At 68.2% G+C, this 25,127-nt stretch carries 19 protein-coding genes; 3 read left to right on the forward strand and 16 right to left on the reverse strand.

Annotation, left to right across the window (positions count from 1 at the left end):
* Nucleotides 1-2 precede the first annotated feature (2 nt).
* The 6 genes from SNOV_RS18080 to SNOV_RS18105 all read right to left on the reverse strand — a co-directional run bounded on the left by SNOV_RS18080 (nt 3) and on the right by SNOV_RS18105 (nt 7,388).
* Nucleotides 3-2,444 (reverse strand): TonB-dependent siderophore receptor, encoded by a 2,442-nt coding sequence (locus tag SNOV_RS18080; RefSeq protein ID WP_013168413.1) that lies wholly within the window; start codon nt 2,442-2,444, stop codon nt 3-5.
* A gap of 128 nt (nt 2,445-2,572) precedes the next feature.
* On the reverse strand, nt 2,573-3,556 hold the full coding sequence (locus SNOV_RS18085) for a FecR family protein (RefSeq protein ID WP_013168414.1): 984 nt from the start codon (nt 3,554-3,556) through the stop codon (nt 2,573-2,575).
* A gap of 87 nt (nt 3,557-3,643) precedes the next feature.
* Complete coding sequence (locus SNOV_RS18090; protein WP_013168415.1) at nt 3,644-4,138, reverse strand: RNA polymerase sigma factor; 495 nt, start codon at nt 4,136-4,138, stop codon at nt 3,644-3,646.
* 163 nt (nt 4,139-4,301) lie between these two features.
* Nucleotides 4,302-5,330, reverse strand: coding sequence for a 4-hydroxythreonine-4-phosphate dehydrogenase PdxA (locus SNOV_RS18095; RefSeq protein ID WP_013168416.1), 1,029 nt, complete (start codon nt 5,328-5,330; stop codon nt 4,302-4,304).
* Between the two features lie 73 nt (nt 5,331-5,403).
* Nucleotides 5,404-6,822, reverse strand: coding sequence for an NAD(P)H-dependent oxidoreductase (locus tag SNOV_RS18100; protein WP_013168417.1), 1,419 nt, complete (start codon nt 6,820-6,822; stop codon nt 5,404-5,406).
* Nucleotides 6,819-7,388, reverse strand: a complete 570-nt coding sequence (locus tag SNOV_RS18105) for a hypothetical protein (RefSeq protein WP_041782390.1) — start codon at nt 7,386-7,388, stop codon at nt 6,819-6,821. The genes SNOV_RS18100 and SNOV_RS18105 overlap by 4 nt, the downstream gene beginning before the upstream one ends.
* 187 nt (nt 7,389-7,575) lie before the next feature.
* On the opposite strand from SNOV_RS18105, the gene SNOV_RS18110 reads away from it, so the two are divergent.
* Entirely contained in the window at nt 7,576-8,307 is a 732-nt protein-coding gene (locus SNOV_RS18110; protein WP_144296021.1) for a GntR family transcriptional regulator, read from the forward strand.
* A 32-nt stretch (nt 8,308-8,339) separates the two neighbouring features.
* Here SNOV_RS18110 and SNOV_RS18115 read toward each other — a convergent pair whose 3' ends face one another.
* The 8 genes from SNOV_RS18115 to SNOV_RS18150 all read right to left on the reverse strand — a co-directional run bounded on the left by SNOV_RS18115 (nt 8,340) and on the right by SNOV_RS18150 (nt 17,416).
* Nucleotides 8,340-9,122, reverse strand: a complete 783-nt coding sequence (locus SNOV_RS18115) for an enoyl-CoA hydratase (RefSeq protein ID WP_013168420.1) — start codon at nt 9,120-9,122, stop codon at nt 8,340-8,342.
* Complete coding sequence (locus SNOV_RS18120) at nt 9,122-10,306, reverse strand: CaiB/BaiF CoA transferase family protein (protein WP_013168421.1); 1,185 nt, start codon at nt 10,304-10,306, stop codon at nt 9,122-9,124. Before SNOV_RS18120 ends, SNOV_RS18115 begins: the two co-directional genes overlap by 1 nt.
* Before the next feature lie 207 nt (nt 10,307-10,513).
* Nucleotides 10,514-11,308 carry a GntR family transcriptional regulator gene (locus tag SNOV_RS18125; RefSeq protein WP_013168422.1) on the reverse strand — a complete coding sequence of 265 codons (795 nt, stop codon included), beginning with the start codon at nt 11,306-11,308 and terminating at the stop codon, nt 10,514-10,516.
* Nucleotides 11,309-11,450: 142 nt separating this feature from the next.
* Nucleotides 11,451-12,959, reverse strand: coding sequence for an NAD-dependent succinate-semialdehyde dehydrogenase (locus SNOV_RS18130; protein WP_013168423.1), 1,509 nt, complete (start codon nt 12,957-12,959; stop codon nt 11,451-11,453).
* 18 nt (nt 12,960-12,977) lie between these two features.
* Entirely contained in the window at nt 12,978-14,201 is a 1,224-nt protein-coding gene (locus SNOV_RS18135; RefSeq protein WP_013168424.1) for an iron-containing alcohol dehydrogenase, read from the reverse strand.
* A gap of 63 nt (nt 14,202-14,264) precedes the next feature.
* Nucleotides 14,265-15,794, reverse strand: coding sequence for a tripartite tricarboxylate transporter permease (locus SNOV_RS18140; protein ID WP_041783643.1), 1,530 nt, complete (start codon nt 15,792-15,794; stop codon nt 14,265-14,267).
* 30 nt (nt 15,795-15,824) lie between these two features.
* Nucleotides 15,825-16,331: a tripartite tricarboxylate transporter TctB family protein gene (locus tag SNOV_RS18145; protein WP_013168426.1), complete on the reverse strand. Its 507-nt coding sequence runs from the start codon at nt 16,329-16,331 to the stop codon at nt 15,825-15,827.
* A gap of 68 nt (nt 16,332-16,399) precedes the next feature.
* Nucleotides 16,400-17,416: a tripartite tricarboxylate transporter substrate binding protein gene (locus tag SNOV_RS18150; RefSeq protein ID WP_013168427.1), complete on the reverse strand. Its 1,017-nt coding sequence runs from the start codon at nt 17,414-17,416 to the stop codon at nt 16,400-16,402.
* Nucleotides 17,417-18,076: 660 nt separating this feature from the next.
* On the opposite strand from SNOV_RS18150, the gene SNOV_RS18155 reads away from it, so the two are divergent.
* The gene (locus SNOV_RS18155) at nt 18,077-19,552 is read left to right on the forward strand and encodes an alpha/beta hydrolase (protein ID WP_013168428.1); all 1,476 of its coding nucleotides are present in this window, start codon (nt 18,077-18,079) and stop codon (nt 19,550-19,552) included.
* Here the strand turns inward: SNOV_RS18155 and SNOV_RS18160 are convergent.
* Nucleotides 19,549-22,584, reverse strand: a complete 3,036-nt coding sequence (locus SNOV_RS18160; RefSeq protein WP_013168429.1) for an efflux RND transporter permease subunit — start codon at nt 22,582-22,584, stop codon at nt 19,549-19,551. The genes SNOV_RS18155 and SNOV_RS18160 overlap by 4 nt on opposite strands.
* Nucleotides 22,584-23,681: an efflux RND transporter periplasmic adaptor subunit gene (locus SNOV_RS18165; RefSeq protein ID WP_041782393.1), complete on the reverse strand. Its 1,098-nt coding sequence runs from the start codon at nt 23,679-23,681 to the stop codon at nt 22,584-22,586. The genes SNOV_RS18160 and SNOV_RS18165 overlap by 1 nt, the downstream gene beginning before the upstream one ends.
* A gap of 387 nt (nt 23,682-24,068) precedes the next feature.
* On the opposite strand from SNOV_RS18165, the gene SNOV_RS18170 reads away from it, so the two are divergent.
* Complete coding sequence (locus tag SNOV_RS18170; RefSeq protein WP_013168431.1) at nt 24,069-25,118, forward strand: alpha/beta fold hydrolase; 1,050 nt, start codon at nt 24,069-24,071, stop codon at nt 25,116-25,118.
* The last annotated feature ends 9 nt before the right edge of the window (nt 25,119-25,127 follow it).

Below are 25,127 nucleotides of genomic sequence, written 5' to 3' on the forward strand. Positions count from 1 at the left end.
CGTCACCAGCGATACTTCAGGCCCGCAATGACGGTGCGCGGGGCGCCCATGTAGCAGTAGCCGGCATCGCAGGTGACGTATTCCTCGTCGAGCAGGTTCTGCGCGTTGACCTGGAAGCTCCAGCCCTTGAGCGTCGGCGCGAGGTAGCTGAAATCGTAGCTCAGCTTGGCGTCGACCAGCGTGTAGGCATCGTTCTGGAAGCTGTTGAGCGGATCGCCCCAGGTGGCGCCGGTGTAGCGCACGCCGAGACCGAGGCCGAGGCCGACCAGCCTGGTTCCCGGCTGGAACTGGTAGTCCGCCCACACGGCAAAGGCGTTCTGCGGCTGGCCCGACGGCGTCAGGCCGATGGTCTCAGGATCGCCGGCGACATTGGTCAGGTCGAGATAGGTGTACGCGCCGCGCACCCGCAGCCCGGCGCCGAGATTGGCGACCGCCTCCAGCTCGAAGCCGCGCGCCCGCACCTCGGCGGTCTGCACCTGGAAGAGCGGATCGGTGGGGTCGGTGACGAGGCCGTTCTCCTGATTGATCTGGAACACCGCGGCGGTGAAATAGCCGTCGAAGCCGACCGGCGCGTATTTCACGCCACCCTCGATCTGCTTCGCCGTCGTCGGGGCGAAGGGATTGCCGTTGATGTCGACGCCCATATTGGGCGCGAAGGAGGTCGAATAGGTGACATAGGGCGCGATGCCGTTGTCGAAGACGTAGGTCAGGCCGACGCGGCCGGTGAACTCGCTGTCGTCGATGTTCTCGGCCGTGTAGTTGAGGAGGTCCTCGTCCTTGCTGTCGACCCAGTCCTGCCGGCCGGTCAGGGTCACGATCCAGCGGTCGAACTTCGCCTGCTCCTGGATATAGAGCCCGGTCTGGCTCTGCGTCTGACGGTAGCGGGAATAGTTGAAACCGGGATCGAAGGTCGGGCCGAGCGGCTGCCCGGTGTTGAAATTGAAATCGGACGCCTCGCCGAAGCCGATGCCGCCATCGAGCGACAGGTAGGAATAGTCGAGGCCGACGAGCAGCTTGTGCTCGATGGCGCCGGTGGCAAAGTCGGCCTGCAGCTGGTTGTCGACGACGAAGGAATCCAAGAGGTCGTGGACATAGCCGGTGCCGCGCGTGGCGATGTTGGTGACCGCATCGATGTCGTAGACGCTGGTATAGCGCACCGTGGTGTCCGCGCTGCCGTAGCGCAGGGTCTGGCGGAAGGTGAAGACGTCGTTGAAATCGTGCTCGGCGAGATAGCCGATGCGCCATTGCTCCTGCGGCTGGCTGTTGTAGTCGCCGGGCGAGCGGCTGAAGGTCTCGGTGCCCGTGCCGGTCCAGCCGAAGAAGGGCAGCGACGCCGGGGTCTCGGATTCCTGGTACTCGCCGAGGAAGGTGATCCGGGTCTGGTCGGTCGGCTTCCAGGTCACCGCCGGGGCGATGAAGTGCATGTCGTTGACGCCGCCGCCGAGCGTGTTCGGCGAGCCGGCGTCGCGGTAGAGACCGGTCAGGCGGTAGAGCAGCGTGCCCTCCTTGTCGATCGGCCCGCCCATGTCGAACTGGCCCTGCCACCACTCATAATTGCCGCCCTGGAATTCGACCTCGCCGAAGGCTTCCTCGGTCGGGCGCTTGGAGGTGACGTCGACCATGCCGCCCGGCGAGCCGAGGCCGTAGAGCGCCGAGCTCGGGCCGCGCAGCACGGTGACGCTCTCCACGCCGTAGGGCTCGATCTTGAACACCGACATGTTCGCGCCCGGCCAGCGCAGCCCGTCGCGGTAGATGCCGTTATAGGTCGTGTCGAAGCCGCGGATGGTGAAGACGTCGAAGCGCGGATCGAAGCCGCTCTGTCCGGTGCGCACGCCGGGCGTATAGTTCACCGCCTCGGTCAGCGTCTGCACGTTGCGGTCGTCCAGCTCCTGCCGGGTGACGACCGAGATCGACTGCGGCGTCTCGATCAGCGGCGTGTCGGTCTTGGTGCCGGCGGTGCTGCGGGTGGCGACATAGCCGACCGTGCCATTGCCCTCGCCCTGCACATCGATCGTGTCGAGCTCGATGCCGACGGTCGCGCCGCCAGCCGCGACCGAGGCCGTAGGGTCCTCGATGGTGACCCGGTTCGGCGCGGTGAAGCGGTAGGTCAGGCCCGTGCCGCGCAGCAGCGTTCCCAGCGCCTCCGGCGCGCTCAGGCTGCCGGCGACGGCGGTGGAACGCCGCCCGCCGAACTTGGACGTGTCGAAGAACACCCGCACGCCGGCCTTCTGGGCGAAGGAGAGGATGGCGCCGTTCAGGTCCTGCGCCGGAATGTCGAAGGCGATCCGGGTGGGAGCGACGTTCGCCGTCGTCTGCGCCTGCACCGCCGGAGCCGCCAGGCCGAATCCCGCCGCAAGCAGGCCGAGGACCAGGGCCTTGCCCGCGACGCCGCCAAGATAATGCCGCCGCAGGCGCCGCGTGCGCAGATGAACCCGGGTCGTCATGAGCTGTTCTTCCTTCTTGCCAGATCGCGCATGCACGCGCCGCTCCGCGGTTCGCGGCGACGCGTCAGGAAGGAAGACAACCGGGGCGGCGGACTCAGTAAGAAAAACTTCGAGAATCTGCCAGAAAATCAATAAAGCACTGTAATCAAAGGATAAATTGACCGCGAGCCGATGCCGAGCTCGGAGGTGATGGTCTCTATGGCGTCGCCGAGGTCGTTGGTGGCGAACACGCCGCTGACGCGGCGCCGCGCCAACGCATCGTCGAGGATGACGATGCGCCCGCGCCGGTAGCGGTTCAGCGTCTCGACCACATGGCGCAGCGAGGCGTCGCTGAACACCAGCATGCCGCGCCGCCAGGCCGTCGCCGTCCCGACGTCGCGCATGCGCACCCGCCCCATGCCGATGCCGGGAGTGTAGCGCACCTCCTGGCCGGGCGAGAGCACCACGCCCTGCTCCTCCCCGTCCTGCTGCAGCGCCACCTCGATCTGATGCTCGACGGCAAGTACGTCGGCGCCCTCGCCGGCTTCCTCGATGACGAATTGCGTGCCGAGCGCGGTGGTGGTGCCGCCGGCCGCTTCCACCACGAAGGGACGCGGCTCCTTCTCGCTGCGCGGCGCGGCGGCGAAGAACACTTCGCCGGCGAGGAACTTCACCCGCCTTTCGCCGTCGGTGAAGTCGACCGCGATGGCGCTCGACGGGCCCAGCTCGACGGAGCTGCCATCGGCGAGGGTGACCGTGCGCAATTCGCCCGGCGCGGTGCGGTAGTCGGCGGCAGCGAGCAGCCAGAGGTCGCCGTAATGGAAGCGGGCGAGGCTGGCGGCGAGTACCGCGAGGAGAAGGACCGCGCCGATGCCCGCCGCGCGGCGCCCTACCCGGGCCTTGCGGCGGGCGGGCAGCACGTCGCGCAGGGGACCGGGATCGTGCCGCAGCAGCGAGAGCTCCCGCCACGTCGAGCCGGCCTCGTCGAAGGCGGCGCGGTGATCCGGGTCCGCTTCCAGCCAGGCGTGCAGCGCATGTTTTTCGGCCTCGCTCAGCGGCGAGCCACCGAGGCGCGCCACCCATTCGGCGGCGCGCATGCCGATCTCATCCGCGCGTTCGTCGACGCTGCTCACCGCTGAACTTCCGTAAAATCGATGCCCATCCCTATAAGACAAGCGAGGAGGGGCAACACCGTAAATCGGCCTTGCCCGACCGCGCCCTCAGCGGGCGCGCAGGCGGCGCGTCATGTGCGCGATGGCGACGGCGAGGTGCTTCTGCACCGAGCTCTCGCAGATGCGCAGTTCGCGGGCCACCTCGGCATGGCTGAGCCCATCGATGCGGTTCAGCACGAAGATCTCCTGCGTGCGGCGCGGCAGCTCGCGCACCAGCGCATGGACGCGCTCCAACTGAAGGCGGGAATCGGCGACGTCCTCCGGCGAGGGCTGGTCGGCCGCCAGCAGTGCGAGGGCCTCCGGCGCGAAGGCATCGGTACGGCGCCGGGCCTCCTGCTTGCGGTGGTTGATCAGCAGGTTGCGGGCGATGGCGTAGAGGTAGGCCCTTATGTCGCCGATGCGGGTGTCCGGACGCTCCAGCACATTGAGGAAGGTGTCCTGCACCAGGTCGCTCGCCATATGCCCATCGCCGAGCCGGTGCTGGAGATAGCTCCGCAGCTCGGTGCGATGGGTTGAAAACACAAGCGACAAGTCTGGCTGCATGAACCGGCCCGCACTCCACCTCAAAGAGGCGTGTGCGAGACGCTTATCACGCAGCCCCAGGTAAAGTAAGTTACATGGCTCTACTTTATCATTTCTATAATTTTCTCAGACTGGAATCATTCTTGACTTTGATTTTCGTGGAACAGCCGAGCTTCGCGCCGGCTCATCCGTGAACGCTGTCCTTCGCCGATGCCGGAGCACTGGCACGCGGCGCGCTCGCCAGCGCGCGCACCACGTCGAAGGCCGCCTGGATGGCGCCGACATTGGCCTTGCCCTGACCGTAGATGTCGTAGCCGGTGCCGTGTGCGGGGGTTGCGATCGGGATCGGCATGCCGCCATGCACGGTGACGCCACGCGAGAAGCCCATGAGCTTCATCGCGATCTGCCCCTGGTCGTGGTACATGGTGACGATCGCGTCGACCTCCTTCGCCTTCAGGAAGATGGTGTCGGCCGGGTACATGCCGACCACCGGCAGGCCGAGCGCGCGCGCCTTCTCCACCGTTGGCCCGATCACGTCGAGCTCCTCCCGGCCGAAGCTGCCATTCTCGCCATTATGCGGGTTGAGGCCGCACACGGCGATGCGCGGCGCCTCGACGCCGGCGCGGATCAGCGTCCCGTGGACGAGGCGGATGGCGTCGAGGATGCGCTCCTCGGTGATGAGGCTGGAGACGTCCTTCAGCGGCACATGGCTGGTGACGCGGCTGGTCCACAGCCCGTCCAGCGTGTTGATCTCGCCGACCGGCCCGTTGGCGCGCAGGATCTCGGCGAACCAGTGGGTCTCGTCGGAATGGCCGATGCCGGCCAGATGCAGCCCGTGCTTGTTCAGCGGCGCGAAGCACATGCCGTCGGTGACGCCGGCGACGGTGAGCTCGGCGGCCCGGCGCAGCGTGTCGAGCGCGTAGCGCCCGCCATTGGCGGTAGCGACCGCCCGCTCGAAGGGCGGCTGCGCCGCGCCGCGATAGTCGAGCAGCACCGGCACGCCGGGGGCGAAGGAGGGACGGCCGCCCTCCTCGGCGAGGCTGTAGTCGAAGCGCACCCCGGCGATCCGCATGCCCTCCTCCAGTTCGCCGCGGTCGGCGACCAGCAGGATGTCGGCGGCCGCGCGGTTCTCTTCGCGGGACAGCAGGCGGGCGACGATCTCCGGGCCGATGCCGGCGGGATCGCCGAGGGCGAGGGCGATGCGGGGCTTCATGGGACTTCTCCTTCAGGCCGAGCGCAGCGGCGGAAACGCGCCGCCGCGCTTGAAGTTCGGCATTGGCTCGTGGTCAGGCGTTCTCGGCGACCTTGCCGGCGGCCGTCGCGCCGAAGAAGGCCGCATCTTGGTAGCGGCGCAGCGCCAGCAGCTCGGAATCGGGCGCGATCTCGATGTCGCCGACGGTGATCAGCCGGCCGCATTCGACCGTGCGCACCAGCCGGCAATTGGCGGCGAGGTAGAAGGGCGCGGCCGCCTCGGGCGACAGCGCCACCGCCGGCACCAGCTCGGCGGTGGTGCCGTCGATGGTGTGGTGGTGGCCGCCCATAGCGAGCGTGCTGCCGGCGGGCAGGTCTTGCGTGGCGCGGGCGACGAGGTCGAGATGCGGGCGCGGGGCGACGGCACCGCTCGACACGCCGAGCAGGGCGGCCTCCAGCACGCTGGTCGCCGCCTCCAGCCCCAGCAAATGGCGCGGCAGATAGAGCATGGCGGTCGCGCCGTCGCGGCTCACCACATGGCCCTTGGCCGCCAGCATGTCCCAGGTCGGGCGGTCGGTGCAGCGCACGATGACGAAGACGCCGCCAGCGAAGCTCGGCTCGTCCGGCGCGCGCAGGCAGTGGAACACGTCGAGCCGGCGCTCGCCCGACAGCAACCCGCCTTCCGCCTTTCCGGCGAGCAGGGTCGGCACTTCGGTGATGCGGGCGATGGGCGCGTGCAGGTCCGGCCGGTCGGCGGCGAAGCCGGTGGCATTGCCGACGATGAGCAGCTCGCACAAATCCGGCACCGCACGCTGCGGCAGCGCCGCGACAGCCTCGGCACGGGAAGCGACGATCTCGGCCGCCGCGCGGCCGCCGAGCTCCCAATGGTCGGCCAGCGCCGGCACGGGCTCGGTGCGCCCATTGCTGGTGACGAGGCCGGTGGCACGGTCGAAGACGAAGTCGTACTCGCTCGACTTGCCGGCGGCGATGATCTCGAATCCGAGCGTCTCCGCCCAGGTGACGAGGCCGATGAGCAGGCTCGGCTGGTCGCCGTCGACCGGCGTCGAGACCAGCCCGCGCGCGGCGGCCATATGGGCGATGCCGGGGCCGGCGACGCTGTCCAGCTCCTTCGACACCACGGCGAGGTGGCGGCCGGCCTCGATGGCGAGGCGGGCATGGCGCGCGCCGGCCTCGGGATGGCCGGTCGCCTCGATGACGACCTCGACCGGCAGGCCGACGACGAGCGCGAGGTCGTCCGCCGCGACGAAATCGCCCGCCGCGAAGGCTTTTCCCGCCTCGGCCGCCGTGGTGCAGATGCGGATGCGCTCGGGATCGGCGCCGCTCGCCTTGAGCGCCGCGGCGGCGATCTGCGCGTCGCGGTCGACCGCCACCCGGGCGCGCATGCGCGGCACCCGCAGGCCCTGCGTCAGAAAGCTCCGCCCGAAATCGCCGGTGCCGACGACGCAGGTCTCGACCGGCGGCCGGTCGACGTTGAAATAGCGGTGGAAGTTCATGCGGGTCCTCGATTGCCGTCATCGGTGACGGAGGCCGGCGCGGTCCGCCCGCGCCGGGACCAGGCCAGGCGCATCAGCGGTACGGTCCAGACGATGATGGTGACGACGCCGAGCACCGCGGCGATCGGCCGGCTGAACAGGCCCAGCACGTTGCCGTTGCTGCTGATGAGCGCCTGCATGAAGTTCTGCTCGACGATCTCGCCCAGCACGATGCCGAGCACCATGGGCGCGATCGGGAAGCCGTTCTCCTCCATGAAATAGGCGGTTGTGCCGAGCGCGAGCAGGATCCAGATGCCGAAGATGTCGCCCCATTCGGCTTCCATGTAGACATTGCCGACAATCCGATGCCGGCCGGAGGCGCGGCGGTAGTCGTCCGGCATGAAGTCGACGCAGAAGCCGCGATAGTCGCCGTAGCGGTTGCCGGGATAGGGGGCGTTGTTCAGCCAGGGATGCTTGCCCAGCGACAGGTCCCAGTAATGGTGGTGCGCGTCGATGATCGGTAGGTCGTCGGCGTCGGCCGATCCCGAAACGGACAGGAGTTGGGACGGACGGACGGTCATCGCCATGCCCTGCGGCGCGTGATGCGCGAGGCGGCGCGAAGCTGCGGCATGCCGGATCCTTCCCGTGGCGTTTCCTGTCGCGGGCCACCGTCTGATCGCGGCGCCTTCGCAGTTCATTCCCTATATTGCATGCAATAGTGCCGAGAGGTCAACGCCTATGGACGGCGAAATCGAAGTGTGGGAAGGTTCTTGCATGCAATCCTTGGACGATCTGCCCGCGCCCAGCGGCACCCACCCTGATCTGGAGCCGCCGGCCGAGCCGGTCCGCGCGCTGCGTGGGCGCCGCACCCTGCATGTGGTGGAGCGCATCCGCGACATGATCGTCTCCGGCGAACTGCCGGCGGGCGGGCGCATCTCCGAGCGGATGATCACCGAGGGGCTCGGGGTCACCCGCACGCCGCTGCGCGAGGCCTTCAAGATCCTGGAGGCCGAGGGGCTGGTGCGCATCGTGCCGAACCGCGGCGCGGAGGTGATCCACCTTTCGCCGGCGGACATCGAGGCGGCGTTCGAGGTGCTGACCGGGCTTGAGAGCGTGGCGGCCGAGCTCGCCTGCACGCGCGGCACCGCGGCCGAATTCGCCGCCATCGAGGCACGTCATGACCGCATGGTGGCCTGCCAGCGCGCCGGCGACCTTATGGGCTATTTCCACCTCAACCAGGAAATCCACCAGCTCATCGTCGACTGCGCCCACAATCCGGCGCTGTCGCGCGTCTACCGCACTGAATCCGCGCGCATCCGCCGCTACCGCTACGCCGGCAACCGCGTCGGCGAGCGCTGGGCCCGCGCGGTGATGGAGCACGAGCAGATCCTCGACGCACTCAAGCAGCGCCAGGGCGCGCTGCTGCGCGAATTGCTACGCACGCACCACATCAACGGCTGGCGCGTCACCCGCCGGGTGCTGGAAGGCGAACTCTCGCCGGGCTGAAGCCGCCGGCGCGGCGTTTCACGCCGGAGAGTTCAGGACCCGGTCCACTTGGGCACCGCCTTGGTCCTGGCGAGGAAATTCTGCACGCCGCGGCGGAAATCCTCGCTGCCATAGACCTCGGCCACGATCGCCTCGATATCCGGCAGGTTGGCGAACTTCATCTGGCACAGCGTGGCCTTGGTGGCGCGCGTGGTCAGCGGCGCGTTCTCCGCCGCACGCCGGCACAGGCTCTCGACCTCGGCATCGAGCGCCTCCGGCTCGACGATGCGCAGCAGGTAGCCGCTGGCGAGAAGTTCCTGCGCCGGGACGATCTCGCCCAGCAGCACCATGCGCTTGGCAACCGAGACGCCGATCGCCCCGCCGATACGGGCGACGCTCTGCGCCGACAGACAGTTGCCCAGCGTGCGGCCGATGGGCGAGCCGAAACGCGCATTCGGCGTGGCGACGCGGAAGTCGCAGGCCGAGGCGATGTTAAGCCCGCCACCGACCGCCCAGCCGTCAACCACGGCGATGGTGGTCACCGGGATCGCGTCGACGGCGCTCATGCACTCGTCGATCCGGTGCTCGTAGCCGATGCCGTCCTCACCGCTGGTGAACTTGGTGAAGCCGGAAATATCCGTGCCGGAGACGAAGGCCTTGCCGCCGACGCCGCGGAACACCGCGACGCGGATCGAAGGATCGTCCGCGATGGCGCGGGCCGCATCGCGCAGGCCGAGCCACATCTCGCTGGTGAGCGCGTTATGCGCTTCCGGATTGTTGAAGCGGACGAAGGCGACGTCGTCCTTCTTCTCGAAGTCGATGCGGGGAGCGCTCATCACGCGGTTTCCTTTGCCGGCTGGGAAAGCAAGCCCTTGCTGACCAGTTCCTGCCTGATCTGGTCGCCATGCTCGTTCAACAGCGGCGGCGGCAGGCGCACTTCCTGCGGCGTCGCGCTGAGCTTTACCGGGAAGCCGAGGGCCCGGAACTCGCCCTCGACCGGGTGCGGCACCATCTGCACCATCTCGCGGGCAACCGCCTGCTCGCTCACCACCGCCTCGCCATAGTCGAGGATCGGCGCCGTCGGCACGCCGGCCGCCATCAGCGTGTCGATCCATTCCTGCCGAGTACGGGTGAGGAAGGTCGGCGCCAGCTCCTCCATCAGCGCGATGCGGTTGGTCACACGCGCGGCATTGGTGGAGAAGCGCGGGTCGTCCTGCAGTTCCTCGCGGTCGAGTGCCTTGAGGAAGGTGAGCCAGAGCCCCTGATTGGCGGCGCCGATGACGAACCAGCCATCCGAGGCCTCCACCGCCTGATAGGGCGCGGACATGCGGTTGGCCGAGCCTATCGGCGTCGGCGAGGTGCCGGTGCCCCACAATTCGGTGGTCTCCCAGACCGAGAGCGCCAGCGCCGCCTCGAACAGCGAGGCGTCGACATACTGGCCCTCGCCCGAGGCCTGCCGGCCGATCACCGCGCTCAACACGGCATAGGCGGTGAACAGGCCGGCGCCGAGATCGGCCACGGCGATGGAATTCTTCGCCGGCTCCATGCCGGGGAAGCCGTTAGAGGAGAGGATGCCCGACACCGCCTGGGCGATCAGGTCGAAGCCCGGCCGCTGCGACCACGGCCCGGTCTGGCCGAAGCCGGAGATGCTGGCATAGACGAGGCGCGGATTGAGCGCCTTCAGCGTCGGGTAGTCCATACCTAGGCGCGCGGCGACGCCGGGGCGGGCGTTCTCGACCAGCACGTCGGCGGTCTTGACCAGCGCGTAGAGCACCTCGCGGTCCTCGGGCGACTTCAAATCGAGCGTGATGGAGCGCTTGTTGCGGTTGAGCGCCAGGAAGCCGGGGCTGTCCGAGCCCTTCAGCCGGAAGCCCATGGAGTGGCGAGTGGAATCGCCGGTGCCCGGCGGCTCGATCTTGATGACGTCGGCGCCCATATCCGCCAGCAGCATGCAGCAGAACGGACCGGCCATCACCTGCGAAATGTCGAGCACCCTTATGCCCGCGAGAGGCAGTGCCATGATCGAAATCCTCCCATTCTTCCTTGGCCGGAAGGCTCCACGGAGGCCGGCCGCGCGGCGGCGATCACGGATGCCTGGAACCTGATGCCTTGCAGTGGCGGGGAGATGGCCAGCACCATGCCCGCCACGCGGCGTGTTGTCTATATCATATATGATCCGCACGCCGGCCGTGTCAAACCATGATCGGCGAAAGCCTCGCGACGATGTTCAGCGCCGCCGGCGCCCGCGGCCGGCCCGTGCCGGCCGCCCGTCGTCCTGCGAGGGCGCCTCGCCGGCAAGCAGGTGCTCCTGCTCCGCAAACGCCGCGTCCATGCGCTCCTGCGAGGCGAGCAGATGCGCGCGCATCGCCTCCTCCGCCGCGACCGGGTCGCGGGCGAGCAGCGCGTCGATGATGGCCGCGTGTTCCTTCACCGCCTTGGCCGGCGCATTGGTCTTGTAGAGGAAGCGGAAGATGTGGAGATGGACGTGCAGGCCCTCGATGGTCTCCGCGACGAAGCGGTTGCCGCTCGCCCGGGCCACGAGGTCGTGCAGCCGGGCGTCGCCCTCGGCGAACTGGGCATAGGCGAGCTCGTCGCCGCTCTGCACGCGCTCCATCTCCTCGGCGAGCTTGGCGAGGGCGCGCAGCGCGTTCTCGTCGGCGTTCTCGGCCGCCCATGCCGCCGCCTTCGGCTCGATCAGCAGGCGCAGCGCGAAGAGCGCGTTGATCTCCTGCCGCGTCAGCAGGTCGGCTGCCCGGAAGCCCACATTGGGCGTCTTGTAGGCGAGCTTCTGCGCTTCGAGCAGCGTCAGCGCCTCGCGGATCGGGGTCTGGGAGATCTGCAGCTGCCGCGCCAGCGCCTCGATGCCGATGTGCTGGCCGGGCGCGATCTTCATGGTCACGAGCATGGACAGAAGCTGCTCATAGGCCAGCTCGACCAGCGTCTGCGGATAGATGGGACGCTTCTCGTCCAGCGCGACCAGGCGGGCGAAGGAGAGCGGCTCCTGATTGTTATTGGCGACCATGGAATCAGTTCCAGCTTGGAATGATATAAAATATACAATCCCTCTTTCGACTCGAACAGCCATCGGTCGCGGCGATGCCGCCGGAGGCAGGGTCGTGCGCCTTGCGTGCGGACGCCGGCACGCCGGCGCCCGCTACAAGGAATTACCAGCTTACCGCAATGTACTTGGCCTCGGTGAATTCGAGCAGGCCATGATGGGCGCCTTCGCGCCCGAGCCCGCTCTGCTTCACCCCGCCGAAGGGCGCGGCCGGGTCGGAGACGAGGCCGCGATTGAGCGCGACCATGCCGTATTCCAGCCGCTCGGAGATCTGCATGCCGCGCTTGAGGTCGCCCGTGTAGACATAGGCGGAGAGGCCGTATTCGGTGTCGTTGGCCATGCGGATGGCGTCCTCGACATCCTTGAACGGCACGATGGCGGCGACCGGGCCGAAGATCTCCTCGCGGATGAGGTTGGCGTTCAGCGGCACGTCGGCCAGCACGGATGGCGGATAGAAGAAGCCGGCGCCCTCGCCCACCTTGCCGCCGAGCTTCACCTTGGCGCCCTTGGCCACGGCGTCGTCGACCAGCGAGGTGATCTTCTCGATCGCCGCGCGGTTGATCATGGCGCCGCACTGGGTGGTGGTGTCGGTGCCGGCGCCGAGCTTCAGCGCGCCCATCTTCTCCACCAGCTTCTCCACGAACGCCGGGTAGATGCCCTCCTGCACGTAGAAGCGGTTGGCGGCGGTGCAGGCCTCGCCGGCATTGCGCATCTTGGCGATCATCGCGCCTTCGATCGCCGCGTCGAGGTCGGCGTCGTCGAGCACGAGGAAGGGCGCGTTGCCGCCGAGTTCCATCGAGGAGTTGATGACGTTGTAGGACGCCTCGCGCAGCAGGATTTTGCCGACCTCGGTGGAGCCGGTGAAGGAGAGCTTGCGCACGCGCATGTCGCGCAGGATGGCGCTGCACAGCGGGCCGGGATCGGAGGTGTTGACCATGTTGACGACACCGGCCGGCACGCCGGCGCGGCGCAGGATCTCGCCGACCGCGAGGGCCGTCAGCGGGGTCTCCTCGGCGGGCTTCAGGATGCAGGTGCAGCCCGCCGCCAGCGCCGGGGCGATCTTGCGAGTGGCCATCGCCGCCGGGAAGTTCCACGGCGTGATCAGCAGCGCGATGCCGATCGGCTGGTACTGCACGACGATGCGATTGCCGCCGGCCGGGGCGATGGCGAGGTCGCCATTGATGCGCACGGCTTCTTCCGCGTACCAGCGGAAGAACTCGGCGGCGTAGAGCACCTCGCCGCGGGCATCCGGCAGCGCCTTGCCGTTCTCCAGCGAGATGATCTGCGCCAGCCAGTCGGCATGCTCCAGCATGGACTGGAAGCAGCGCTGCAGGACATTGGCGCGCGCCCGCGGCGGGGTCGCGGCCCAGGAAGCGGCAGCCGCGGCGGCGGCGTCGACGGCGGAGAGGCCATCGGCCACGGTCGCGTCGGCCACCGAGGTCAGCACCTCGCCGGTCGACGGGTTGAGGACGTCGATGCGCTTGCCGCTGGTGCCAGCGGTCCACTTGTCGGCGATCAGCAGGTCGGTGGGGATGGCAAATCCGCCCTTGGCGTCCGGCACGACATAGGTGTGGCCGGCGTCGGTCGGGGCGAGGCTCGCGGTGCTGCTAGACATGTCGTTCCGTCCTGGTGATCAGAGGTCGCGCAGCGCGGCGCGCTGGCCGGTGAAGGCCGCCTGGGTGATGTGGAGCATGGCCGCGAGGTCGAGCGGGCGCGGGTTGTTCTTGACCAGTCGCTCGGCCTTCAGCGCGCCGGCGGCGACGTCGTTCTCATGGCCCTCGCCGAGGCCCAGCGCCTGCAGCGAGCGAGGAATGCCGACCTCGGCGAAAAGCGCCGCCACCTCGTCGATGAAGAGCTGCGAGCGCGCCTCGACGCTCATCGAGGCGCTGCCGAGCCCGACCACCTCGGCAAGCTGCGCGAAGGCCTGCGGGTTGGCCGAGCGGTTGAACTGCATGACGAAGGGCAGCAGCGCACCAACGCCGTCGCCATGCGAGGTGTGGGTGAGGTTGCCGACCGGGTATTGCAGCGCGTGCGCCGCCGCCGTGCCGGCGGTGCCGAAGGCACAGCCCGCCGCCAGCGAGGCCAGCATCAGGCCCTCGCGCGCCTCGATGTCGCTGCCGTCCTTGCAGGCGCGGGCGAGGTAGGCGAATACGTTGACCACCGCCAGTTTGGCGAAATGGTCGGAGAGCAGGTTCTTGCCGATGAAGACGTGCTGCTCGGTAAGCAGCGGCTCGGCCGGGCGGGTCTTGCTGGTGAAGGCCTCGACCGCATGGGCGAGCGCGTCGGCGCCGGAGCAGGCGGTCAGCCCGCGCGGGCAGGTGACGGTCAGCTCGGGGTCGCACACCGCCATGTAGGGGATGATGTAGGGGCTGGCGACGCCGATCTTGGAGCCGCGCGCCTTGTCGAGCACCACCGCGACCGGAGTGACCTCCGAGCCGGTGCCCGAGGTGGTCGGCACGGCGATGAGCGGCACGACCGGGCCGGGCACGGCGAACTCGCCGTAATATTTGCTGACCTCGCCACCATGGGTGATCAGCACCGACACCACTTTGGCGAGGTCGATGCAGCTGCCGCCGCCGATGCCGATGACGAGGTCCGGCTTGAAGTCGGCGACGCTCGCCACGCAGTCGTCGATGCAGTCGAGCGGCAGGTCGGCGATGGTGCGGTCATAGACGCGCGATTCCACGCTATGCGCCTTCAGATCCTCGAGGAGGGCGGCGAACTCGGCGAGCTGCGAGAGCCGCGCATCGGTGCACACCAGAGCGCGCCGACCGATGCGCGCCGCCGCCGTGCCGATGGCATGGCGCTGGCCATTGCCGAAGAGGATGGTGTGGGGCAGGCGCAAGGCTCCGAACATGTCTCACTCGTTCGTTCAAGGTGGGGAGGCGGCGCGCGGCCGCCGCCGATGATCTCGTCGGCCTCAGGCGGGCCGGCCGTCGCGCGCCTCGGCCGCGTTCCCCTTGCCGAGGACCGCGCCGACGACGCGGCTGATGAAGGGGAGAAGCAGCAGCAGGAAGCCGATCGCCATCATCGTCGCCACCAGCGGCGTCTCGAAGAAGACGCTGAGCGAGCCTCCCGAGGAGAGCATCGACTGGCGGAAGGCGTCCTCCGCCTTGTCGCCCAGCACCACCGCCAGCACGAAGGGCGCGAGCGGGTAGTCGAGCTTCTTGAAGGCGTAGCCGACGATGCCGAAGATCAGCGCCAGCCAGATGTCGAACATGTGGTTCGCCACAGTATAGGCGCCGATCACGCAGATGATGGCGATCAGCGGCCCGACCACGGTGAAGGGCGCGCGCAGGATGAAGGCGAAGAGCGGCACGGTGGCGAGCACCAGCACGACAGCGATGAGGTTGCCGGCATACATGGAGGCGATCAGGCCCCAGACGAAGTCCGGCCGGGTGGAGAACAGCATGGGACCGGGATTGAGGCCCCAGATCATCAGCCCGCCCATCATCACCGCGGCGGTCGCCGAGCCGGGGACGCCGAGCGCCAGCATGGGCAGCAGGGCGCAGGAGCCGGCGGAATGGTCGGCGGTCTCCGGCGCGATGATGCCCTCCGGCTCGCCCTTGCCGAAATTCTTGCCGCGGCGGGAGAAGCGGCGCCCGAGCGCGTAGCTCATGAAGGAGGCGGCGGTCGGCCCGCCCGGCGTGATGCCCATCCAGCAGCCGATCAGTGCGCTGCGCACGATCGTGACCCAGTAGCGGGGCATCTCGGCGAGGGTGCGAAAGATGGTCGAGAGCTTGAGCTTGGCCTTCACGCCCTCGAACTTGTAGCCCTCATCGATGGTCAGCAGCAGCTCGCCGATGCCGAACAGGCCGATGACGACGATGAGGAAGGAGATGCCGTTCGACAATTCGCCCAGCCCGAAGGTGAGGCGCCCCTCGCCCGAGATCGTGTCCATGCCGACGGTGGCGACGGCGAAGCCGAGCATGATCGAGACCAAGGTCTTGAACGGCGAGCCGCCGGCCATGCCGATGAAGCTGGCGAAGGCCATGAAGTAGACGGCGAAATATTCCGGCGAGCCGAAGCGCAGGGCGAAGTTCGCCACCCAGCTCGACAGGAGGGTGATGACCAGCACGCCCACCAGCGCGCCGATGCCGGCGGAGGTGAAGGCGAGGGTCAGCGCGCGTACCGCCTCGCCCTGCTTGGCCATGGGATGGCCGTCGAAAGTAGTGGCGACCGAGGATGGCTCGCCGGGAATGTTGAATAGGATGGAGGTGGTGGAGCCGCCGAACAGCGCGCCCCAGTACATCGACGTCAGGAGGATGATCGCCGAGATCGGATCCATGGTGAAGGTCAGCGGCAGCAGCAGCGACACGCCGTTGGGCGCGCCGAGCCCCGGCAGCACGCCGACGACGAGGCCGAGCAGCACGCCCAGCACCATGATCATGACGTGCTGGGTGGTGAGGGCGATGGCGAAGCCATCCATCAGCTGGCCGAAGTTACCCATCATGGCGCGCTTCCTCTGTTCTTTTCTTCTTCAGTAGATGCCGAAATATTCGAGGATCGGCCCCTTGAGGAGCGGAACCATGAACAGCTTCTCGAAGACGATGAAGTTGGCCACGACCACGATTACCGTGGTGAGCAGGCTGCTATAGATACGGAAACCGGCGGCGAAGCGCATGGCGTAGAAGATGTACAGCGCCATGCCGATATAGAGGCCCAGCCAGGACGAGAGGGCGGTCATGATGACGATGGGCAGGAAGAAGGCCGCGAGCGTGCGCAGGCCCCGCCCGTCGATGAACGTGCCGATGTGACCGGCCTCGCCGGCGGGGCGGGCGGCCATGCTCTTCCATGCCACCTGCGCCAGCGTGGCGGCGCTGCCGATGATGATCAGGCTACCGATGCCGAAGGGGAAATAGCCGGGCTTGGGGCCGCTCTCGGTCCAGCCTATGCCGTTCTCCAGCGAGGCGTAGCAGACGAGCGCGCCGATCAGCGCCGTCGCCAGGGCGGTCGCCACTTCCATGGCATTGCGCGAGATATTCATGCCAACCACTCCACGAAGCCGGGACGCGGGGTCGTGCCCCGCGTCCCGCAGTCATCACCTACGGGTCGTCACTGGCTCGGAAGGAGCCAGCCGTTCGCCTTGTAGATTTCGTTGTAGTTGGCGATCTGCTTGTCGAGGAACGCCTTGTACTCGTCGCCGGTCTGGAACTTGACGATCTGTACGTTGCGGGCGGCGTATTCCTTGAATTCCGGCGTCTCCATGACCTTCTTCATCAGGTCGGTGAAGTAGGCGGCAGCCTCGGCCGGAGCGTCCTTGCCCATCCACACGGTGCGCGGCTGGAGGAAGTCCTTCACGTCGATGCCCGCCTCGACGCAGGTCGGGATGTCGGCCCAGCTCATGCCGTCGGCGACGACGGTCTTGTCGGCGAGTCGCTGGCTGGTGAAGACGCAGAGCGGCTTCTGGTTGCCGGCCTTCCACTGCTCGAGGCTCTCGCTCGGGTTGTTGGTGTTGGCTTCGATGTGGCCGCCGGCCACCTGGATCGCCGCCTCGCTGCCGCTCTTGTAGGGGATGTAGGCGATGTCGGTGCCGGTGGCGCGCTCGACCAGGGTGATGACCGTCTCGTCGGCGTCCTTGGCCTTGGCGCCGGCCGCGCGGACCTTGCCCGGCGCCGCCTTGGCCTTGTCGATGAAATCCTTGGCGGTGTTGATGCCCGAGGTCTTCGGGTTCGCCCACAGGATGAAGACGTCCGACACCATGGCGGCGAGCGGCTTCAGGTCGCTATAGGCGTAGTTCACCTTGGTGGTGAGCGGCAGGACATAGGCGTCCTGGGTGCCGAAATAGACCTTGTAGGCGCTGGACGGATTGTCCTTGGCGTAGGCGAAGGCTTCCGAGCCGCTGCCGCCGGGCTTGTTGACCACGAGGAGCGGGGTCTTCACCAGGCCGTTCTTGGTCAGCGCCGCCTGCACGACGCGGGTGAAGATGTCCGAGCCGCCGCCCGGGCCGGCGGAGACCACCAGTTCCACCGGACGGTCCGGCTGCCATTCGGCGAGCGCGGCGCCCGGCGCGGCGAGGCCGAGGGTCAGCGCCATCGCGGCGGCGCCGGCGTGAGAGATGCGAATTGCCATATCTTTCTCCTCCCAGATTATCGTTCGGGGCGACCATTGCCCCGGTTGGTCAGATGAATGCGCCACGTTCCACCGGCTGGCGGATCGGCCGCATTTCGCGACTTCTGATGGCCGAGGCGTCCTGGCGGACGCCGCAACGCAGTTGGGATCGGGTGCTCACTGGCCGGACCGGCTTGCCCTGCGAGGGGCGGTCAGGCGTGCGCCCGGCGATCCAAGTCTCCTCCTGCTCCAAGATTGTTATTGGCGGCGCTCACAAGGCGTCGCGAAGCGCGAATTCGTCACGCTGCCGGCCGCATCCACCGCAGCCCGACCCGGCTGTGCAAGGCCGTGTGGCAACGATGTATCATATATTATCTATGATCATGTACGACGGAAGATCAAGCCCCCTTGTCCGCCGCCTGACGCTCCGGTCGGACTCAGAACGGAAAAGGGCGCGATTTGGGACGACTGCGCAGAGCGACCAAAGGTGCTGCCGGGCGGACGTGGCTCCGCTGTGTACCGCCTCTGCTTATCCGGCTATGGTCGGGCAAAAGCGTTGGGGATTCATGAGCATGCGCGCCGATCCATTCCCGCACGACGGCCCTCGCCGGCGTCCGACATCCGGCCTCGCCGCCCTTCGAGAGAAGGGCCTGCCCATCCCCGTCGAGCCGGTGAACTGACATGCTGGCCCGGCTGCGCAGGCTCGTCCGCTGGACCCTGATACTGGGTCTGCTGCTCTTCCTCGCCTTCCTCGGCGGGCGCATCTGGGCGGTGCAGAACGGCCCTCCGCTGGAGCCCTGGCACACTTTCGTGCCGGAAGAGATGAGCGTCGAAGAGCTCGACGCCGCCGACTGGCACGCCTATCTCGCCCGCGAGGACAAGCTGTTCGCCGACGTCACAAGCCAGGTGGTGCAGAAGCTGCCCGAGGACGAGCGCATCCCGTCCAACCGCTACTTCTCCGGCAGCGTCGTCTATCCCCCGCACCTCACCAGCGACTGGAACCGCTCCTACGAGCTGGCCCCCGATGGCCCGCCGGTGGGCGCGGTAGTACTGCTGCACGGCCTGACGGATTCGCCCTATAGCCTGCGCCATGTCGCCCAGCGCTATCTCGCCGCCGGCTTCCTCGTCGTCGCCATCCGCCTGCCCGGCCACGGCACGGTGCCGGCCGGGCTCACCGAGGTCGAATGGGAGGACTGGCTGGCGGCGACCCGCCTTGCGGTGCGTGAGGCGGCGGCGCGGGTGCCGGACAAGCCTTTGGAGATCGTCGGCTTCTCCAATGGCGGCGCGCTCGCCTTGAAGTACGCGCTCGATGCACTGGAGGACACCAGGCTCGTCCGCCCGACCCGGCTGGTGCTGATCTCGCCGATGATCGGCATCACCCGCTTCGCCCGCTTCGCCGGGCTGGCGGCGCTGCCGGCCTATCTGCCGGCCTTCGAGAAGACCGCTTGGCTCGGCATCGTGCCGGAGTTCAACCCGTTCAAGTACAACAGTTTCCCGGTCAACGGCGCGGTGCAGTCGCATCGGCTCACCCAGGCGCTCCAGGCCTCGATCATCGCGCGGGACCGCGCCGGCCGGCTCGGCGACCTGCCGCCGGCGCTGACCTTTCAGTCGGTGATGGACTTCACCGTCTCCACCCGCGCCATCATCGACGCCTTCTATGGCCGGCTGCCGGCGAATGGCAGCGAGCTGGTGCTGTTCGACATCAACCGCAACACCAAGCTCGGTCCGCTGCTGCGCGCCACCACCTACGCCGCGCTGATGCGGCTGTTGCCGCCGGCGCCGCGCAATTTCCGCACCGTGGTGATCACCAACGAGGATGCCGGCAGCGACCAGGTGGTGGAGCGCGCCATCGCCGCCGGCGCGACGGAGGAGGTCTCGCGTCCGCTCGGCCTCTCCTATCCGCCGGACGTCTATTCGCTCTCGCACGTCGCCCTGCCCTTCCCGCCGAGCGATGCGCTTTACGGCTCGCATCCCGACCCGGCGGAGAATTTCGGCCTTCAGCTTGGGGCGATGGCGGTGCGCGGCGAGCGCGGGGCGCTGATCGTCAATCTCGACGCGCTGGTGCGCATGTCGTCGAACCCGTTCTTCGACTACATGATCGAGCGCATCGGCCCGCCGCTTCCGGAAGGCGCGCCTCCGACCGCCGCGCCGAACTAGGTGGCGGCGCGCTCGCGTCCCACCGTCGCCAGATAGAGCGCCGGCAGGAAGATCAGCGTCAGCAGCGTCGCGACCAGCAGCCCGCCCATGATGGCGAAGGCCATCGGTCCCCAGAACACGGTCGGGGCGATGGGGATCATGCCGAGCACGGTCGAGACCGCGGTCAGCATGATCGGCGTGAAGCGGGCGCAGGAGGCGTCGACCACCGCCGTGCGCGCATCCTTGCCGGCGGCGCGCTCGGCCTCGATCTGGCCGATGAGGATGACGGCGTTCTTGATGATCATGCCGATCAGCGCCAGCACGCCGAGTATGGCGACGAAGCCGAGAGGGCGGCTGGAGACCAGCAGCGCCAGCACCACGCCGATCAGCCCCAGCGGCGCCACGCTGATGACGAGCAGCGTCAGCGAGAAGCGCCGCAGCTGGAACATCAGCACGGTGAACATGATGAGCAGCATGACCGGCACCACCGCCATCACCGAGGCGAGCGAGGAGGCGCTCTCCTCCACCGTGCCGCCGGTCTCGATGCGGTAGCCGGCCGGCAGGGTCTTCGCCAGCTCTTCGATCTTCGGCTTGAGCTGGTCCACCACCGTCTCCGGCAGCTCGCCCTCCGCGATGTCCGACTGCACGGTGAGCGCCGGCAGCCGGTCCCGGCGCCAGACCAGCGGATAGGTCTGCTCATAGTCGAAGGTGGCGAACTGGCTGAGCGGCACGGTGCGCCCGCCGGGCAACGGCACCTGCAGGGTGCGCAGCGTGTCGATCGAGACGCGCTGCTCGTCGGTGGCGCGCAGCACCACGTCGACGAGGTAGATGTCGTCGCGCACCTGCGTCACCGGCGCGCCGGTCACCACCGTGTTGAGCACGGTGCCGATGGCCTCGGTGGAGAGGCCGAGCAGGCGCGCCTGGTCCTGGTTCACATGGATGCGGATCTCCCGCGCGGGCTCGATCCAGTCATAGCTCACCGTGCGCGTCAGCGGATCGGCGGCCATAACCTCGGCCAGCCTGAAGGCGACGTCGCGCACCTGGGAGAGGTCCGGCCCGATCACCCGGTACTGGATCGGCCAGCCGACCGGCGGGCCGAGCTCGAGCGGCGAGACGCGGCTGACCACGCTCGGGAACTCGTCGGCGAGGAGCTTTACCAGCTTCGCGTGCAGGCGCTCGCGCGCGGCGACGTCCTTGGCGACCACCACCGCCTGGCCGAAGAAGTCGTTCGGCAATTGCGCGTTGAGCGGCAGGTAAAAGCGGATGGCGCCGCGCCCGACATAGCCGCTCCAGCGCGCGACGTCCGGGTCGCCCTTCAGCGCCGCGTCGAGCCGCTGCATCGCCCGCTCGGTGGCGTAGATCGAGGCGTTCTGCGGCAATTGCAGGTCGACCAGCAATTCCGGCCGGTCGGAGGAGGGGAAGAACTGCCGCGGGATCAGCGGCAGCGCCAGCACCGCGGCGGCGAACAGCGCCAGCGTGACGGGAATCGTGATCCAGCGCGCGGTGAGCGCGGCCGAGAGGAAGCCGCGATAGAGGCGCATCACCCGGCCGGGCGGGCTGCCGGCGTTCTTCGGCACCTTGAGGATGACGAGGCCGATCAGCGGTGCGAACAGCACCGCCACCAGCCACGACACCAGCAGCGCGATGGTCACCACCGCGAACAGGCTGAACGTGTATTCGCCCGCCGAGGAGGCGGCGAAGCCCACCGGCACGAAGCCGGCGATGGTCACCAGCGTGCCCGCCAGCATGGCGAAGGCGTAGGCCTTGAACGCATAGACCGCCGCCACCTCCTTCTTCTCGCCGGCGGCGAGGCGGCCGAGGGTGGCGTCGGTGGTGGTCATGGCGTCGTCGACCATGAGCGCCAGCGCGATGATCAGCGCCCCGAGCGAGATGCGCTGCATGTCGATGTTGAGCAGCCACATGATGGCGAACACGCCCGCCAGCGTCAGCGGGATGGTCAGCGCCACCATCAGCCCGGCGCGCACGCCGAGCGCGACGAAGCTCACCGCCAGGATGATGAGGATCGCCTGCCACAGCGATTCCATGAATTCGGAGATGGCGCCGCGCACCGTCACCGCCTGGTCCGCCACACGGTGCGGCTCGATGCCGATGGGGAGTTCCGCGGTGATCTCCGCCATCGCCTTGTCGATGTTGCGGCCGAGCTGGAGGATGTCGCCGCCCTCGCGCATGGCGATGGCGAGGCCGATGCCCGGCTCGCCGTCGACACGGAACAAGGGCCGCGGCGGATCGACGAAGCCGCGCCGCACCGTGGCGATGTCGGCGAGCCGCAGCATGCGCCCGCCCACTGCGAAGTTGATGTTGGCTATGTCCTGCTCGGAGCCGAAGGCGCCGGTGACGTCGATGGCAAGCTTCTCGTCGCCGGTCTGGATGGTGCCGGAGGGCTGCACGACATTCTGCGCCCGCAGGGCGGCGACGAGGGCGGAGCGGTCAATGCCGAGATTGGCCAGTTCCTGCATCGAGAACTCGACGAAGATCTGCTCGTCCTGCTCGCCCAGCAGCTCGATCTTAGCGACGTCGGGCACATGCAGCAGCTTCGAGCGCGCCTGTTCGACATAGTCGCGCAGCTCGCGATGGGTGAAGCCGTCGGCGGTGAAGCCGTAGATCAGGCCGAACGTGTCGCCGAACTCGTCGTTGAAGCCCGGCCCCACCACGCCGCGCGGCAGCGTATGGGCCATGTCGCCGATGCTCTTGCGCACATGGTACCAGGTGTCCGGCACCTCGGCGGCGGTGGTGCTGCCCTTGAGGGCGACGAAGATCGTGGTGACGCCCGGCTTGGTGTAGCTGCGGATGAAGTCGAGGTGCGGCGTCTCCTGCAGCGTGCGCTCCAGTCGCTCGGTGACCTGCTGCAGCGTGTCCTCGATGCTGGCGCCCGGCCATGCCGCCTGCACCACCATGGTCTTGATGATGAAGGACGGGTCCTCGGCGCGGCCGAGGCGGCTATAGGCGAACAGCCCGGCCCCGACCACGGCGAGCATGAAGAAGATGACCAGCGAGCGCTCGCGTACCGCCCATTCGGAGAGGTTGAAGCGCATCACGACCCCGCGCCGAGCAGGCGGACCTTCTGGCCCGGATGCAGGGCCTGAACGCCTGCGCTCACCACCACCTCGCCGGCGGTCAGGCCCGAGGCGACGCCGACATTGGCCGGCGAGAAGCTCGCGACCTGGACATTGCGCAGCGCCACCGTCTGACTCGCGGGATCGACTACCCAGACCGCCGGCTCGCTATTGACCGCGGTGAGCGCGGAGGCGGGAATCTCGATCACCGGATCATTGGCGATCCGCCCCCGGCCGACGACGGTGGAGCCGAGCCGCATCGCCTCTGGCGGATTGTCGAGGCCGACACGCACGCGGAAGGTGCGGGTCACCGGGTCCGCCTGCGGCGCCACCTCGCGCACGCGGCCGGTGGCGGTGACGTTCGGATCATCGCTCAGCGCCACGGTAATGGCGAGATCGGCGGGGGCCGCGCGCAATATATTCGCCGGCACATCGAACACCGCGTCGCGCCCGCCCTTGCGGGCGATCTGCAGGATCATCTGCCCGGCCTGCACCACCTCGCCCGGCTCGGCGCCGCGCGCCGTCACCGTGCCGGAGGCGTCGACCACGAGGTCGGTGTAGCCGACATTGTCCTCGGCGATCTTGAGCTGCGCCTCGGCGTCGTCAAGACCCGACTGCGCCGCCTGCAGGGCGGTGCGGGCGGCGTCGTGATTGGCCTGGGTGGTGAAGCCGTTGGCGAGCAGCCGCTCCTGCCGGTCGAAGGTGTTGGCTACGGTGACCAGCTGGCTCTCGGCGGCGGCGACCGCCGCGCGCGCCGAGCGCAGCGTGTTCAGCGCGTTCTGCGGGTCGAGGCGGGCGACGATCTGCCCGGCCTTCACCTGATCGCCGACATGGGCGCTGCGCTCGATCATGCGGCCGGGGACGCGGAAGGCGAGCGCCGCCTCGTCCTGCGCCTGCACCTGGCCGGTGAAGGTCACCGGCTGCCCGCCCTGGCCCTTCTCGACGGTGACGACGCGCACCGGCCGCGGCGCCGGTGCCTCGGCCTCGGTTTCCTGCCCGCATGCGGCGAGGAGGAGGCTCGCGCCGAGCGCAGCGACGCTCGCGCAGAGCCGCCGCGGAATCTTTCGCCCCGACATTATCCGACCCGCCATCATCGATCCCACCCCTCGAAGCCGCCGCCAGCTTACGCCATATGCTGGCATACTGTTGGATTAATGGACGGAATCTTTCAACCGAGACCATGGTTTGCGCTGCGGAAGACAGCAACATGGGCGCTTCCGCCACGATTAGGCGGCTATGCGGGCACATCGTCGGCACCGGACGGTTCGCTCTGCCACCCGCCCTTGTCGAATTGGCCGCTCCATGTGAGCGCGCCCGTGCGTTCACGACACCTGCCCGGCGCCTTCTATCGGAATGTGTAGTCCGCACGAAAGCTTAGGCGGCTTTCGGATTCGATCCGGTTCAACCGGCCGGATAGGACGCGGCGGCGCCTGTCGCTGCGCGTCACGACGCGGGAGTCACATATGACCAACGAGATCGATCGGCAGCGGCGCGGCATACTCGGCGTCACCGCCCTTGGATTGGCCGCCATTCCCTTCGGCGCCGTAGCCGCGGCCCAGCCGGACACGGGCAAGCCCGGCTCGCTGCCGGCGGCGGCCGGCCGTGGCACGCACACATCTTTTTCCACCATCAAGCATGTCCATGCCGGCGAGCTCGACGTCGCCTATGCCGAGGAAGGGCCGGCCGACGGACCTCCGGTACTTCTGCTGCACGGCTGGCCCTACGACATCCACGCCTATGTCGACGTCGTCCCCATCCTCGCCGTACAGGGCTACCGCGTGCTGGTGCCCTATCTGCGCGGCTATGGCGGCACGCGTTTCCTGTCGGAAGCCTCGCCGCGCAATGCCCAGCAGGCGGCGCTGGCCGTCGACGCCATCGCCTTCATGGACGCGCTGAAGATCGATCGCGCCGTGCTCGGCGGCTTCGACTGGGGCGCACGCACCGTCAACATCATGGCCGCGCTGTGGCCTGAGCGCTGCAAGGCCATGGTGTCGGTCAGCGGCTATCTGATCGGTAGCCAGGAGGCCAACCGCAATCCGCTCCCGCCCAAGGCGGAGCTGCAATGGTGGTACCAGTACTATTTCGCCACCGAACGCGGCGTGAGGGGTTACCGGCAATACACCCACGACTTTGCCCGGCTGATTTGGCAGCTGGCCTCGCCCAAATGGGCGTTCGACGACGCGACCTTCGACCGCTCCGCCGTGGCGCTCGACAATCCCGATCATGTCGCCATCAGCATCGACAATTATCGCTGGCGGCTCGGGCTCGCTCCCAGCCAGGCGAAGTACGACGAGCTGGAACGCAAGCTCGCGACCCTGCCGACCATCGGCGTTCCCACCATCACCATGGAAGGCGATGCCAACGGGGCGCCGCATCCGCCGCCGGAAGCCTATGCGAAGAAGTTCACCGGCAAATACGAGTTCCGGCTGATCACCGGCGGCATCGGCCACAACCTGCCGCAGGAGGCGCCGGAGGCCTTCGCCAAGGCGATCGTGGACGTGGACCGGGCCTGAGGCGAGCGC

The organism is Ancylobacter novellus DSM 506 (assembly GCF_000092925.1).
Taxonomy (GTDB): Bacteria; Pseudomonadota; Alphaproteobacteria; order Rhizobiales; family Xanthobacteraceae; genus Ancylobacter; species Ancylobacter novellus.

What these genes read in the sequence shown, in the direction of transcription:
- SNOV_RS18160 (WP_013168429.1), bottom strand. Translation starts at nt 22,584, where the DNA reads ATGCGCTTCAACCTCTCCGAATGGGCGGTACGCGAGCGCTCGCTGGTC.
- SNOV_RS18150 (WP_013168427.1), bottom strand. Translation starts at nt 17,416, where the DNA reads ATGGCAATTCGCATCTCTCACGCCGGCGCCGCCGCGATGGCGCTGACC.
- SNOV_RS18125 (WP_013168422.1), bottom strand. Translation starts at nt 11,308, where the DNA reads ATGGTCGCCAATAACAATCAGGAGCCGCTCTCCTTCGCCCGCCTGGTC.
- SNOV_RS18155 (WP_013168428.1), top strand. Translation starts at nt 18,077, where the DNA reads ATGCTGGCCCGGCTGCGCAGGCTCGTCCGCTGGACCCTGATACTGGGT.
- SNOV_RS18115 (WP_013168420.1), bottom strand. Translation starts at nt 9,122, where the DNA reads ATGAGCGCTCCCCGCATCGACTTCGAGAAGAAGGACGACGTCGCCTTC.
- SNOV_RS18095 (WP_013168416.1), bottom strand. Translation starts at nt 5,330, where the DNA reads ATGAAGCCCCGCATCGCCCTCGCCCTCGGCGATCCCGCCGGCATCGGC.
- SNOV_RS18145 (WP_013168426.1), bottom strand. Translation starts at nt 16,331, where the DNA reads ATGAATATCTCGCGCAATGCCATGGAAGTGGCGACCGCCCTGGCGACG.
- SNOV_RS18105 (WP_041782390.1), bottom strand. Translation starts at nt 7,388, where the DNA reads ATGGCGATGACCGTCCGTCCGTCCCAACTCCTGTCCGTTTCGGGATCG.
- SNOV_RS18140 (WP_041783643.1), bottom strand. Translation starts at nt 15,794, where the DNA reads ATGGGTAACTTCGGCCAGCTGATGGATGGCTTCGCCATCGCCCTCACC.
- SNOV_RS18165 (WP_041782393.1), bottom strand. Translation starts at nt 23,681, where the DNA reads ATGTCGGGGCGAAAGATTCCGCGGCGGCTCTGCGCGAGCGTCGCTGCG.
- SNOV_RS18080 (WP_013168413.1), bottom strand. Translation starts at nt 2,444, where the DNA reads ATGACGACCCGGGTTCATCTGCGCACGCGGCGCCTGCGGCGGCATTAT.
- SNOV_RS18090 (WP_013168415.1), bottom strand. Translation starts at nt 4,138, where the DNA reads ATGCAGCCAGACTTGTCGCTTGTGTTTTCAACCCATCGCACCGAGCTG.
- SNOV_RS18110 (WP_144296021.1), top strand. Translation starts at nt 7,576, where the DNA reads ATGCAATCCTTGGACGATCTGCCCGCGCCCAGCGGCACCCACCCTGAT.
- SNOV_RS18100 (WP_013168417.1), bottom strand. Translation starts at nt 6,822, where the DNA reads ATGAACTTCCACCGCTATTTCAACGTCGACCGGCCGCCGGTCGAGACC.
- SNOV_RS18170 (WP_013168431.1), top strand. Translation starts at nt 24,069, where the DNA reads ATGACCAACGAGATCGATCGGCAGCGGCGCGGCATACTCGGCGTCACC.
- SNOV_RS18130 (WP_013168423.1), bottom strand. Translation starts at nt 12,959, where the DNA reads ATGTCTAGCAGCACCGCGAGCCTCGCCCCGACCGACGCCGGCCACACC.
- SNOV_RS18135 (WP_013168424.1), bottom strand. Translation starts at nt 14,201, where the DNA reads ATGTTCGGAGCCTTGCGCCTGCCCCACACCATCCTCTTCGGCAATGGC.
- SNOV_RS18120 (WP_013168421.1), bottom strand. Translation starts at nt 10,306, where the DNA reads ATGGCACTGCCTCTCGCGGGCATAAGGGTGCTCGACATTTCGCAGGTG.